This is a genomic window from Sutcliffiella horikoshii, from assembly GCF_044809035.1.
GTDB lineage: Bacteria > Bacillota > Bacilli > Bacillales > Bacillaceae_I > Sutcliffiella_A > Sutcliffiella_A horikoshii_G.
Genome location: NZ_CP085237.1, coordinates 1,063,886 through 1,077,375 on the forward strand (window position 1 = coordinate 1,063,886; position 13,490 = coordinate 1,077,375).

General features: G+C 40.6%; 10 protein-coding genes. All 10 read left to right on the forward strand.

The annotated features are described in order from the left end of the window. Positions 1-11 precede the first annotated feature (11 nt). The 10 genes from LG307_RS05720 (at position 12) to LG307_RS05765 (ending at position 12,984) form a co-directional block, all read left to right on the forward strand. A complete protein-coding gene (locus LG307_RS05720) occupies positions 12-1,790 on the forward strand; it encodes a solute:sodium symporter family transporter (protein WP_404448895.1) in 1,779 nt (592 codons plus the stop codon). Between the two features lie 12 nt (positions 1,791-1,802). Next, the gene (locus LG307_RS05725; protein WP_404448897.1) at positions 1,803-3,842 is read left to right on the forward strand and encodes an alpha-glucosidase; all 2,040 of its coding nucleotides are present in this window, start codon (positions 1,803-1,805) and stop codon (positions 3,840-3,842) included. 127 nt (positions 3,843-3,969) lie between these two features. Then, positions 3,970-5,313 (forward strand): L-fucose/L-arabinose isomerase family protein, encoded by a 1,344-nt coding sequence (locus LG307_RS05730; protein ID WP_404450386.1) that lies wholly within the window; start codon positions 3,970-3,972, stop codon positions 5,311-5,313. A 43-nt stretch (positions 5,314-5,356) separates the two neighbouring features. Then, positions 5,357-6,079, forward strand: a complete 723-nt coding sequence (locus LG307_RS05735) for a GntR family transcriptional regulator (RefSeq protein ID WP_404448899.1) — start codon at positions 5,357-5,359, stop codon at positions 6,077-6,079. A 16-nt stretch (positions 6,080-6,095) separates the two neighbouring features. Then, complete coding sequence (locus LG307_RS05740; protein ID WP_404448900.1) at positions 6,096-7,526, forward strand: aldehyde dehydrogenase family protein; 1,431 nt, start codon at positions 6,096-6,098, stop codon at positions 7,524-7,526. A gap of 86 nt (positions 7,527-7,612) precedes the next feature. Then, on the forward strand, positions 7,613-8,515 hold the full coding sequence (locus LG307_RS05745) for an AEC family transporter (RefSeq protein WP_404448902.1): 903 nt from the start codon (positions 7,613-7,615) through the stop codon (positions 8,513-8,515). A 642-nt stretch (positions 8,516-9,157) separates the two neighbouring features. Next, positions 9,158-10,405, forward strand: a complete 1,248-nt coding sequence (locus LG307_RS05750) for an ABC transporter substrate-binding protein (RefSeq protein ID WP_404448904.1) — start codon at positions 9,158-9,160, stop codon at positions 10,403-10,405. A 59-nt stretch (positions 10,406-10,464) separates the two neighbouring features. Next, on the forward strand, positions 10,465-11,340 hold the full coding sequence (locus LG307_RS05755) for a carbohydrate ABC transporter permease (protein WP_404448907.1): 876 nt from the start codon (positions 10,465-10,467) through the stop codon (positions 11,338-11,340). A 15-nt stretch (positions 11,341-11,355) separates the two neighbouring features. After that, positions 11,356-12,165, forward strand: a complete 810-nt coding sequence (locus LG307_RS05760; RefSeq protein ID WP_404448909.1) for a carbohydrate ABC transporter permease — start codon at positions 11,356-11,358, stop codon at positions 12,163-12,165. 93 nt (positions 12,166-12,258) lie between these two features. Further along, positions 12,259-12,984, forward strand: a complete 726-nt coding sequence (locus tag LG307_RS05765; RefSeq protein WP_404448911.1) for a GntR family transcriptional regulator — start codon at positions 12,259-12,261, stop codon at positions 12,982-12,984. Positions 12,985-13,490 lie beyond the last annotated feature (506 nt).

Below are 13,490 nucleotides of genomic sequence, written 5' to 3' on the forward strand. Positions count from 1 at the left end.
GGGTGACAGATATGGGGATGTCTAATGTCCTTTTTACTTTATTATCATGTATGTTTTTTATGGGCCTGGTGGCTTGGTTTTCCTATTTGAAAACAAGAGGAGAAGTAAACGATTCAACAGGGTACTTCTTGGCTGGGCGAGGATTAACGGGAATGTTTATCGCAGGTTCCTTGTTGCTGACAAACCTCTCAGCTGAACAATTAGTCGGTCTTAACGGCGCATCATATGGGAAAAATATGACCAATATGGCTTGGGAAGTAACTGCAGCATTTGCGATTACAATCATGGCTTTGTACCTGTTACCTAAGTATTTAGGAGGAGCTTTTACAACCCTACCAGAGTTCTTAAGCACGCGCTATGACGAGGGAGTTCGTCGATACACGGTTATTTTGTTCATGTTAGGATATATTCTTGTAACCATTCCATCTACACTTTATTCAGGTGCTTTAGCAATCTTAAAATTATTTGATGTACCGGAATTGTTAGGGATATCTTATGGTCAGTCTGTTTGGTTGATTATCTGGGTAGTTGGAATTATTGGAGCGATCTATGCGATTTTCGGAGGATTAAAGGCAGTTGCAGTCTCTGATACAATCAATGGGATAGGATTGCTAGTCATTGGTATGTTGATACCTATTCTTGGCTTTATCGCTTTAGGAAACGGCAGTATGGTAGATGGAATGAAGACCATCGCGCTTACACATCCTGAAAAGTTAAATGCCATTGGCGGAAGTGATGATTCTGTACCGTTTGGAACCATCTTTACAGGTATGATATTTGCTAACCTCTTTTATTGGGGAACGAACCAATACGTCATTCAACGAACGTTAGGAGCAAAAAGTTTATCAGAAGGACAAAAAGGGGTTCTTTACTCCGGGTTCTTCAAATTAGCCATTCCTTTATTCATGATGATACCGGGAGTCATTGCGTTCCATCTGTATGGAGGGAATTTTGAATCAGTAGATTTGGCATATCCAGCACTTGTTGCTGATCTGTTGCCAACTTACATGTCCGGATTCTTCTTAGCCGTTTTACTTGGTGCGGTTTTCAGTTCTTTTAACTCTTTATTAAACTCAGCTGCGACGATGTTTGCACTTGATATTTATAAGCCGACGATGAATCCAAATGCAACAGATGCGCAACTTATTAAGATTAGTAAAATCTTTGGTGTGTTAATTGCCCTTGTATCGTTCTGTGTATCCCCGCTATTAATGGAAGCGTCTACAGGACTATGGGATTTGATTCGTCGATTTACAGGATTCTTCAACATTCCGATCATTACCATTGTAATGGTAGGGTTGCTTTCCAAACGAGTTCCTGCATTAGCTGCTAAAGTGGTAGTCATCTTCCACGTAATTACGTATTACATGCTTGTGTGGGGAACTAATCATTTGTTTGGATTCACCATCGATCTGAACTTTATTCATATTTATGCAATCCTATTCTTTGTGGAAGTTGGAATCATGTTGTTAATTGGAAACGTTAAACCTTTGAAAACACCTTATGTGTACAAAAAGAATGCACAAGTGGAGCTTGCGCCATGGAAGTATTCTTTATTGACAACGGTTATTCTATTAACACTAGTGGTCATGACATATGTTGTCTTCTCACCTATCGGTTTAGCCTATGAATCAGCAATTGTTTCACCGTATTTCTGGCCAATAATGGGCAGTGTGCTCTTCCTATCTGTAATTATGAGTTATTTATCTATGAAAGTATGGAATAAAAAGTATGAAAAATATCTTGATAAGAAACAAGACGAGCTTATCAACAATAAAAAATCAGCGTAAGGGGGATATCCTATGGCAGTTTTTACAGAAAATGACATGATGCAGGTTACGACGGAGAATAATAGTTTTACTGTTACGTGGAAAGGGGAGGAGATTTTTCATCACTCTCCAGACGCTCCCTTCCTTTTTGTTGGGAAAGGGCAAGAGAACGTTAAGATGTTTCGTGGTAACTTTGACATAAAAGATTATGTAACAGAACGTCTAGCTCTTCCGTTTATCCATGTAAGAAACGAAGGCGATTCCATTGAAATAGATTTTGCAAGTTATCCAAATGGACCTTCTGTTGTAACTGTTCAGTTGGTGCAAAAAGAAAATGAGGTAAAACTCGTTTTCGTGAAAGCAACGGAGAATATCAATCGCTTCTGGCTCCGTCTGAAGGCAAATAAAGAGGAGAAAGTGTACGGATGCGGAGAACAACTGACACACTTTAATATGAGAGGGAAGAACTTCCCTCTCTGGACTTCAGAACCTGGTGTTGGCAGAAATAAGAGCACCTATGTAACTTGGCAATCAGATGTTACCGGGATGGCTGGGGGAGATTATTATCATACCAATTATCCTCAACCGACCTTCGTATCAAGTAGAAAATATTATTGCCATGTGGAAACGACAGCTTACGCAGATTTTGATTTCAGAAATGATTCTTTTCATGAGCTTCAAATTTGGGAAATGCCAAAAGAGGTAGTTCTTGAAGGCGCAAATGACTTTGTAGGATTGCTTGAAAAAATCACCGATCGCTTTGGGCGTCAGCCGGAATTACCAGAGTGGACCTATAACGGAATCTGGTTAGGAATACAGGGTGGAACAGATGTCGTCGAAGAAAAGCTAGAGAAGGCCCTTGCTAAAGGCGTAAAAGTAGGAGGAGTCTGGTGTCAGGATTGGCAAGGTATCCGTATGACTTCCTTTGGAAAGCGTCTGATGTGGAATTGGCAGTGGAACCCTGAAGTGTATCCGAACCTACACACAAAAATTCATGAGTGGAAAGAAAAAGGAATTCGCTTTCTAGGATATATCAATCCTTATGTTGCAGAAGAAGGGAATTTATTTGCAACAGCCAAAGAAAGAGGATACTTGGCATTGAATGATGTGAATGAAGTTTATTTAGTGGACTTTGGTGAGTTCTATTGTGGAGTGGTTGACTTTACTAACCCTGAAGCAACGGAATGGTATAAAACGGTCATTCAAGATAATCTGATTGGCTTTGGATTGGACGGTTGGATGGCTGACTTCGGAGAGTATCTTCCTACAGATGTCAAGCTGCATAGCGGACAAGATCCAATGAAAATGCATAACGCATGGCCGACCATGTGGGCAAAAGTCAACTATGAAGCCGTTGAAGAAGCTGGCAAATTAGGCGAAGTTGTTTACTTTATGAGAGCAGGTTATACCGGGATACAGAAATACAATACATTGCTATGGGGCGGAGATCAGAGTGTTGATTTTACCTTGGACGATGGTTTAGCTTCTGTCATACCTGCAGCCCTTTCAGCAGGGATGCTTGGTAATGGATTGCATCATAGTGATATTGGTGGGTACACCAGCTTGTTTGGCAACAAGCGAAACGAAGAATTGTTGCTGCGTTGGACCGAACTTGGGGCATTCACTCCAGTAATGCGTTCGCATGAAGGAAATAGACCATATGACTGTTTCCAATATGACGATACAGAACGCTCTTTAGAGCAGTTAGCAAAAATGACTACCGTTTATACAACTTTGGCTCCATATACAAAGAGTTTAGTAAAACAAAATGCAGAAAAAGGTACACCGGTTCAGCGACCTCTTTTCATGCACTATGAAAATGACGAATCAACATATGACATACAGTACCAATATTTATACGGGAAAGATCTCCTTGTAGCACCTGTCTATGATGAAGGAGCAACAACGTGGGATGTATATCTTCCTGAGGATGAATGGGTCCATGTCTGGAGTGGAAAAGAGTATGCAGGAGGAGACATTACAGTGGAAGCCCCAATTGGAGAGCCACCTGTTTTCTACCGCAAAAACTCAGAATGGGCAGATCTTTTTGGTAAATTGAAAGATATAAAATAATAGAACAAGGGACTGATTTTTCAAGAGAACAGTCCCTTTCTATTAAAAACAAAGGTTATGATATTTACAAAAAGGTAGTAACCTATGTTATACTCAATGTAAGCCTATTCATAAAGGGGATCTAATGATGCTAAATAACAATATTTTATATGTACCTATCGGAAGAAAAACATTTGACCTAGAGGCGGGCGAAGTGTATCGTGCCCAGAGCTCTGTATGGTTAAAAAACACTTGTGAGAAAGTAGTTGAACCAGAAGGTATTTTAACTTCGGTTGAAGAACTAGAAGCATTCTTGCAAGAAACTCAACATGAAAAAGTAGATTCGATCCTTTACCAGAGTGTCACATTTGCAGATGGAGAGTTCATGGTAGAGATTTTAAAGAATAGAACAGAACCTGTTATCGTGTGGTCTGTAAGAGAACCAAGTGTAGGTGGACGTTTACGCCTAAATTCCTTAACAGGCGGTAACAGCACAAGCAATGTACTCCGAAACCATAATCACACATTTGCCTTTGTATTCGGCAATCCAGATGAACTAAAGCTTCAAGAAAAATTAACGAAGCATCTAAAAGTAAATAAGGTTCTTGCTCAATTAAATGAATTAACCATCGGTGTAGTTGGAGAACATCCACCAGGATTCTTCTTCTCCGATACAAACGAGCAGGAACTGAAAAGTGCCCTTGGTGTGAACTTATATAAAATGGATTTACAAACTGCATTTAAAGAATGTGTAGAGCTTTCGAAAGAGGAGTGGCTACCTGCCATTGAAAGGGCAGAGCAACAAGTAATTGGATTAAATCGATCAGATGAAACCGTGACGAAATTCGCGCAATTCTCTACCTATGTCAAAAAGCATATTGAAGCTAACGGCATTCAGGCAATCGCTGTACGTTGCTGGCCAGACTTTTTCAACGATTTAGGCGCAGCAGCTTGTTCTACCCTTTCTCAATTTACAGAAGACGGCGTGGTTTCATCCTGTGAGTCAGACATTCATGGCTCTGTATCCATGTTTGTTTTACAACAATTAAGCGGTGGAAAAGCACCGTATCTTGGGGACCTTGTTCATGTAAATGAAGAGAATAATTCCGTTGTATTTTGGCATTGTGGAGCAGGAGCGTATTCCTTGGCAAGAGAAGAGACGGGTGCAACAGCAGGTGTTCATCCAAACAGAAAACTTGGATTTACGATGGACTTTGGATTAAAAGCTGGTGGTGTCACGATTTTCCGTGTGAGTCATACTCCTGAAGGATATCGTCTACTGATCATGAAAGGTGAAGCGCTCGACTCTCCTCAGCATTTCCAAGGTACTTCTGTGGAAGTTGCCCTGCAAAAAGATGTGACAGAGACTTTATACGATGTGATGAATGAAGGATTTGAGCCACATTTTGCCTTAGTATACGATGACGTGGTGGAAGAGCTTGTGGAACTTGGAAGAATGCTAGGAATTAAAACAGAGATCTATGGCTCTTAAAAAGAGTTTGCTTGTCTAAGGGGACAACAAAGGGGTTTTTAATATGCACCAACAAAGCAACAGACAAATAGCGCTATATCTACAAATAAAGGAAACGCTCATTCAACGCATTCAGGAGAAGATATGGCTTCCTAATAAATTGATACCCACCGAACAAGAGTTGATGAAAGAATTCGAGGTTAGTAGAACAACCATCAGGCAGGCAATAAGCATGATGGTGCAAGATGGGCTATTGGAGCGGCAACAAGGACGGGGAACTATTGTTAAATCCCAACAGCTTGTCGGAAGTTTGGGGAGATTAAAAGGATTTGCAGAGGAAGTATTAGAACGGGGATTAACACCATATTCCCAACTGATACGAGCAGAATTCTCCACCGACTTATATCATGAAAAAGCAATGCTTCAAACAGAAGATGTGTCCATTTTGGTCATTGAGCGAATTCGGTTTGCAGATAATTTGCCCATTGCCTATGAAAGAAGCTGTTGGCCTAAATCCATTGGCGAGCAGCTTATGAAAGAAGAGCTCAATCATGCAAACTTTTATCAGATACTGGAGCAAAACGGTATTGCTTTAAGAAAAGCCAATGAAAAAATATCTGCCATGAATGCAACCATGCATGAAGCCGATTTGCTCGGAATTCGGGCAGGAGAAGCATTAATTGAAATGACAAGACTAAGCTATGGGATTGACGATAAACCAATCGAGTACACAAGAACGAAATTCCGAAGTGATCAATACCACTACAATGTGGAATTAACAAGATGATAAAGGGGCTGTAACTATGACAACAACAACTATCTCGACACATGGACTATATATCAATGGACAAACAGTAGAAACAAAAGAAACCATGGCAGTAACAAACAAATACACACAAGAAGCGGCATACCATGTTGCCGTTGCGGAACAAGCACATGTGAAAGAAGCGGTACAAGTTGCAAAAGTTTCTTTAAAAGAAGACTTTACTCCGTACCAACGTTACCAAGTATTACTTAAAGCTGCACAGTTATTAGTAGCCAAAAAAGAAGAGTTTGCTAAAGTATTGGCAACGGAGGTTGGAAAGCCAATCAGAGAGTCAAGAGGAGAAGTAGAACGTGCCGCACAGACACTTGAAATCTCTGCAGAAGAAGCAAAAAGAATCCATGGGGAAGGTGTCCCTGTAGAAGCGGCACCAGGTTCTGAAAATCGCATGGCATTCACATTGAAAGTACCAGTGGGAGTAATTGCGGCTATCACACCGTTCAATGTGCCTCTAAATCTTGTTTGCCATAAAATCGGTCCAGCATTGGCAGCGGGAAACAGTGTAGTATTAAAGCCTGCTGAAGTAACACCTGTATGCGCGTATATGCTAGCTGAAGTACTTACAGAGGCTGGTTTGCCAAAAGGACGTTTACACGTAGTTACTGGAGACGGCCCTAGCATTGGTGACTGGTTGCTAGAAAATGAAGATGTTAATATGTTCACATTTACAGGAAGTCCTCGAGTCGGGGAACTAATCCGTCAAAAAGCAGGTCTTAGAAAAGTTGCATTGGAGCTTGGAAACAATTCCGCTACAGTGGTGCATTCAGACGCAGACTTAGAACTTGCTTCTTCCATGGTAGCTCAGAAGAGTTTCAATAATGCAGGTCAAGTATGTATCTCTGTACAGCGTGTGTATGTACATGAAGATGTATATGAAACATTTGTCCAACAGCTTAAAGAAAAAACAGAAAAGTTTGTGGTTGGTAATCCATTAGAGGAAACAACCGATATCGGGCCTATGATTCGCTTAAGCGAAGCAGAACGTGTGGAGGCTTGGGTGAATGAAGCAGTGGAACAAGGCGCAACGGTTGTGACTGGGGCTAAACGTGAGGGAGCATTCTATTACCCTACAATTCTTACAGATGTGCATGATGATATGAAAGTTTGCCGCCAGGAATTGTTTGGTCCAGTTGTTTCTGTTGCACCTTATAAAGAAAAAGAGGAAGTCATCGCGAAGGTGAATGATTCTGATTATGGGCTGCAGGCTGGGTTGTTCACAAAGGATTTAGGGTTTGCGATGAAGGCTGCTAAAGAAATTGAAGTGGGTGGCTTGATTGTGAATGATGCGTCTGCTTATAGAGTGGATAGTATGCCATATGGTGGCGTGAAGAGAAGCGGTACTGGAAAAGAAGGCCCTAGATATGCGATTGAGGAAATGACAGAAGAAAGAATCGTTGTGTTTAATTTATAATAGTATGGTAAAGTAATAGGATGGCCTGGCTCGGTTTGATGGAGCCGGGGCTTTTCCATTTTTTAAGAGGATTGAGGCGAAAAGGTTTGGCTTTTTTACAAGTACTGCTACCTGTATTTATGATATTTGCTATAGGGTTCATCGGACAGAAGACATTGGGATTTGATACCAAAACCTTATCAAAGATGGCTTTGTACTTGCTTTCTCCCGTACTGGTATTTCGAACTTTCTATACAAATGCATTTAGTAGTAATCATTTATATATCATCCTATATACGTTTCTGCTCTGTTTTGCACTTATATCTTTTGTGTATTTGCTATCTTGGATTAAAAAATTTACGAGGGCGGAAACTTGCGGGATGATTCTTGCGGCAAGTTTCATGAACAATGGAAATTATGGCACCCCTGTCGCATTATTGCTATTTGGAGCGGCAGGCTTTGAGTACGCGATCGTGTTGATGGTTGTTCAATCATTGTTGATGGGCACAGTGGGTGTTTACTATGCTGCGAAAGGTAGTCCGGAAAATGCCGGCGTGAAAACTGCTTTAAGAGCAGTAATTAAAATGCCTATCCTTTATGGAGCTATCATAGGTTTGTCCTTTCAATTTCTATCCATCCCTGTTTCGCCTTCTATAATGGAAGCTGTGGATCTTGTTGCAAATGCAACTGTTCCTGTCATTATGGTCATATTGGGGATGCAGTTGGCTAAGATTTCTATTAAGCATGCACCAAAAGAAAAATTGGCATATGCTATTGCTATTAAGTTGTTTCTTTCTCCTTTAATTGCTTTTGGTTTAACATTGATCCTTCCTGTTGATCCGATGGTGAAGCAGTTGATGATTATTATGGCTGCGATGCCTACTGCTGCGAATACGACGATGTATGCGTTGGAGTTTAATACGGAGCCGGATTTTGTTTCAAGTAGTACGTTGATTAGTACGTTGTTGACTATTGTTAGTTTACCAATTATGTTTTGGATTGTTTTGTAAGGTCAGTTCCTTTTTGGGGAGCTGGCTTTTTTTGTTGCTTAGTAATTTATAAAATAATCAAATTGTGGAACAGTCCTCATCGTCGTGATGAAGACCTGAGTGACGAGGAAAAAGGAAGAGGGAGGTCCTCATGGTCAGTATGAAGACCTAAGTGACGAGAAAAAAGTAAAAGAGAAGTCCTCATGTATTCACTAGAGGATAAAGCGTAAAGACAAGGTCATCCAAATTTCAAAACATTTGGGATCATGGGTTGCCCTAGGGCAAGTGCTTTTTTGTTCGTTTATACGCCGCTGTTGATTTCCGCACTGGGCTTCGCTTTCCTAGGGGCGGTGCTTGAGCCTCCTCACTTCGTTGCGGGGTCTCAACCTACCGCTATCTCCCTCAGGAGTCTTCGCCCTGTGCCCCAATCAACAGCTAGGGGTCCAAACAAACCAACGTATCTTATAAAATACGAAAATAAAATATTGGTAATTTTGAAAAAATTTATTGAATTTACTGAAAAAAGAAAGTATTATTTTAGGTAGGAGTAATGAAAACGCTACCATTTAGATCGTTGCTTGCGTTAGAGGGGTTACTTTGTCGTTAAAGGTAGTAACGTAAGTAATTTAAGGTAGTAACGTTATAATAAAAGGGGGAAATGTTATGAAGAAGTTTAAATTGCTTTCAATCATTTTGGCATTAATGGCGTCTCTTGCTTTAGCAGGGTGTTCTTCCGAAGGGTCATCTGGTGAAAAGGATGGAAAAACAACTATCAGTTTTATTCACTGGCGTGGAGAAGATGTTGAGGTGTTCAATGAGTTGATAGCTAAGTTTGAAGAGGAAAATCCAGGAATAAAAGTTGATATGACGGCATATCCGTCCGAACAATACCAATCCACTGCACAAACGTTACTTCGTGATGGGACAACTGGAGATGTTTTTGTTTCCATGCCTGGATCTCAATTTGAAATCATTCAAAAAGCCGGGTTCTTCGAGGATCTATCAGGCGAAGAGTTTGTCTCTAATTTTAATGAAAGTCTTTTAGAGGTAGGGCAAAGCGAAGGAAAACAATTTGCGTTACCATATCAGCTCGTGTTTAACCAACCTATCTATAATGCAGGAATTTTTGAAGAGTTAGGATTAGAACCACCAACTGATTGGGAAGGGTTCTTGGCTCTATGTGAAACGCTTAAAGAAAATGGGTACACACCTATTGCATTCCCAGGTGCTGATATTGGGCCTGGTCAGTTCATGAATACCATGATGATGAACAATGCGACGGATGAAGAGGTATTTACAAAACTCGTCAAAGGCGAAGTGAAATTAACAGATGAGTGGTGGGTAAAAACGTTATCTCAATTCAAGGAGTTAAATGATAAAGAATATTTCCAGGCTAACGCTCTTGGAACGAAGCATGATGGAGCTATAGCTTTAGTTGGTCAAGAGAAAGCCGCTATGCTTGCTACGGGTTCATATGCAATGGCAAATATTAAGAGCCACAAGGAAGATGTTAAATTGAACATGTTGGCGCCGATTACAGTTTCAGAGTCTCAAGCAAAATATGAAGGTATTCACACTACCACATTCATGTTGGCAGTTAACAGTAAATCCGAAAAACAAGAGCAAGCGAAAGCATTTATTGAATTCTTGAGTAAGCCTGAAAATGCCTCTGTGTATGCAAATAAGACTGGGCAGCACCTCACGGTTAACGATGTAAACTATGAATCAGATGTTTTGAAAGATACAGTACATTGGATGGATAAAAATACAAGGTTCCAGCCACGTTACCTCATTCCGAACGCGGATGTGGAAAAAGCGGTTGTCGGTTCTATCCAAGATGTGTTAAGTGGGACTGATCCTGCTGAGGCTGCTGCAAAAGCACAACAAATTGTGGATCAAAACGTAAATTAATAGGAATGAAGGGGAGGAGGAGATGTTCTCCTCTTCCTTTCATATGAATGGGGGATACGATGAAGCAGAGTAAATGGCTTTACTTATTTTTTATACCCGGGCTTATTTTTTATAGTATATTCTTTATCCTCCCAACGATAAGTGCGGTATTTTACTCGTTCACGGATTGGGATGGACTCACAACTAATTTTAACTTTGTAGGATTTGAGAATTATACCAATCTAGTTACCAATGATTCCATTTTTATCAAAGCAATGACAAACAATTTGAAATTCATGCTATTTGTAGTCGTTTTTCAAACTTTATTTTCATTGGTGTTTGCGGTATTGCTTGTTAAAAATACAAAAACAAATGTTTTCCTAAGAGCTCTTTATTTCTTTCCGACCATTCTTTCCTCTGTTTCGGTAGCATTTATCTGGTCTTATATGTACGATCCGAACTTAGGAATCATCAATAACCTCTTTTCAAGTGTAGGCCTTGAAATGCTTGCAAACAATTGGCTCGGTGATCAAAACATAGCTATATACTCCATTGCCTTTGTACAAGTCTGGTTCCATACAGGGCAGATGTTAATAATATTTGTGGCTGGTCTGCAAGCAATACCTGAGGATCTATATGAAGTGGCAAAAATTGAAGGGGCCAGCCGCTGGCAAACTTTCAGCAGGGTAACTTGGCCGTTAATTGCACCGGCTGCGACCATTGTAGTAGCTTATACAACGATTCAATCTTTTAAAGCATTTGACCTGATATACGCCATGACTAGAGGTGGTCCAAACTATGCCACAGAGATACTGGCAACGCACATCTATACAACAGCGTTCAGGAGCTTCAAGTTTGGATATGCATCTGCAGAGTCCGTTATCTTTATGCTGGTCATTGCACTTATTACATTCCTGCAATTCCGGGTACTACGGGCAAATAGAGTAGAAAATTAGAAAGTGGGACTGACAATGAAATGGACAAAAAAGTTATTGCTGATTATCTATGCCATTCTAATTCTAGTGCCAGTAATCTCCATTATCCTAGCAACTTTTAAAACAACATCTGAGATTTATGAGAATATTTTAAGTCTGCCTTCCAGCTTCAACTTTAGTAATTATTTTGGAATATTCCAAGAACAGGCGATGGGAACGTATTTTTTAAATAGCGTGCTTGTGACACTAGTATCGGTTGTTTTTACTTTGTTTTTTGCAAGTCTTGTTGCATTTGGTATTACAAGACTCGGTGGTTGGATCGGTGGCGGTATATTCGTGTTCTTTACCATTGGAATGATGGTGCCAGCGCAGGTAAACATGATACCTTTGTATCAATTAGTCTACAATTTAGGTTTAACCAATTCTTTAGTAGGTTTGATGATTGTCAATCTTTCCGTAACCCTTCCTGTAGCAGTTTTCATTCTTTCCGGATTCATGAGGTCCCTGCCTAAATCATTGTTTGAAGCATGTACGATTGATGGAGGGAACAACTGGCAGATGTACTATCGAATCGCACTGCCGCTATCCTTGCCATCTTTGTCAGCAACCGCTATCTTCTTGTTTGTCATGCATTGGAATGACCTTCTCTATCCGCTCTTGTTCATTACAAAAGCAGAATACAAAACCCTTCCATTAGCACTATTAGAGTTCCAAGGGGAATATATGACGAACTATCCGATGTTATTTACAGGGGTTATTATCGCTTCTGCTCCAATGGTTCTTGCATATCTTTTCCTACAACGTTATTTTGTTGCCGGAATGACTGCAGGTTCTGTAAAGGGATAGGATGTTTTGCAACAAATGGTAGTGACGATACTATCTTTTACAGGTGAAACATATTAAAATAGGGGTATATAGGTAAAAGGAGTGTCGGTAACAGTGAAAATAAATCATAGCAGTCCTGTGCCACTATATCATCAAATCAAAGATATTTTGGTAAAAAGGATTGTGGATAAAGTGTGGGGGCCAGGTGACTTGATCCCTACAGAACAGGAACTGATGAAGGAATTCGATGTAAGCAGAACCACTATCAGACAAGCAATTACATCGATGGTACATGATGGACTTTTGGAGAAAAAGCAAGGAAAAGGAACGACAGTCAAATATCAGAAGTTAGTAGGATCACTTGGTCGTCTCACGGGTTTTGCAGAAGAAGTGATGGAAAAAGGCTTGATGCCCCACTCTAAATTATTAAGAAGCGAATTCAGGGACGACCTTTTTATAGAAAAAGCGAAACTCAATCTAGATGATGAAGATAAGATATTAGTGATTGACCGGATCCGTTTCGTGAACGATTTACCGATTGCTCTTGAACGTACTTGTTGGCCGGAGGAAATCGGGGAAATCTTATTGAAACATGATCTCAATAATGCTAAGTTTTATCAGATATTAGAAGAGAACGGCGTTATGTTGAAAAAAGCAAATGAAAAGATATTAGCAGTCAATGCCACGCTTCATGATGCAGATCTTCTCGGCATAAGCGGTGGACAAGCTTTACTGGAAATGACTCGTTTGAGCTATGGCATTAATGACAAGCCAATTGAATTTGCCAAAACGAAATACCGCTCCGATCAATACCAATATCAAGTAGAACTTACCAGATAACCTAAAAAACTGTCACAGCGTGCAAACTTTGCCTGTGGCAGTTTTTTATTATGATGAGTATGTAAAACGGTTGATTTCCGTTTCAGGCGCTTCGCTTGCCTGCGGGCGGTCCGTGAGCCTCCTCAGGCTTCGCCTTCCGGGGTCTCACCTGTCCCTTCCTCCCGCGGGCGTCTGCGCGCCTTCCACTCCAATCAACTAGGTAATTCCATTCAATGTAGAATTAATAAAAAGCGCTCTCACTGAGATAACTGTAAAACATAAACAAAAAGTTTTATACTTTTCTAGCTGGTGATTGGAGCGCGGGGCGAAGACTCCTCGAAAATGCTACGCATTTTCTTCGTGCGATGTATCGCTGTTGAAGCTTTCCTTGTCCTGAGGGAGATAGCGGTAGCTTGAGACCCCGCAACGAAGTGAGGAGGCTCAAGCACCGCCCCTAGGAAAACGAAGCCCAGTGCGGAAATCACCAGCGGTGTTCAACAAGATTCCCAATATCTTAACACAAAAAG

Bases quoted from the DNA above. Each gene is read 5' to 3' on its own strand.
- LG307_RS05720 (WP_404448895.1), top strand. From the start codon at position 12: ATGGGGATGTCTAATGTCCTTTTTACTTTATTATCATGTATGTTTTTT.
- LG307_RS05725 (WP_404448897.1), top strand. From the start codon at position 1,803: ATGGCAGTTTTTACAGAAAATGACATGATGCAGGTTACGACGGAGAAT.
- LG307_RS05730 (WP_404450386.1), top strand. From the start codon at position 3,970: ATGCTAAATAACAATATTTTATATGTACCTATCGGAAGAAAAACATTT.
- LG307_RS05735 (WP_404448899.1), top strand. From the start codon at position 5,357: ATGCACCAACAAAGCAACAGACAAATAGCGCTATATCTACAAATAAAG.
- LG307_RS05740 (WP_404448900.1), top strand. From the start codon at position 6,096: ATGACAACAACAACTATCTCGACACATGGACTATATATCAATGGACAA.
- LG307_RS05750 (WP_404448904.1), top strand. From the start codon at position 9,158: ATGAAGAAGTTTAAATTGCTTTCAATCATTTTGGCATTAATGGCGTCT.
- LG307_RS05755 (WP_404448907.1), top strand. From the start codon at position 10,465: ATGAAGCAGAGTAAATGGCTTTACTTATTTTTTATACCCGGGCTTATT.
- LG307_RS05760 (WP_404448909.1), top strand. From the start codon at position 11,356: ATGAAATGGACAAAAAAGTTATTGCTGATTATCTATGCCATTCTAATT.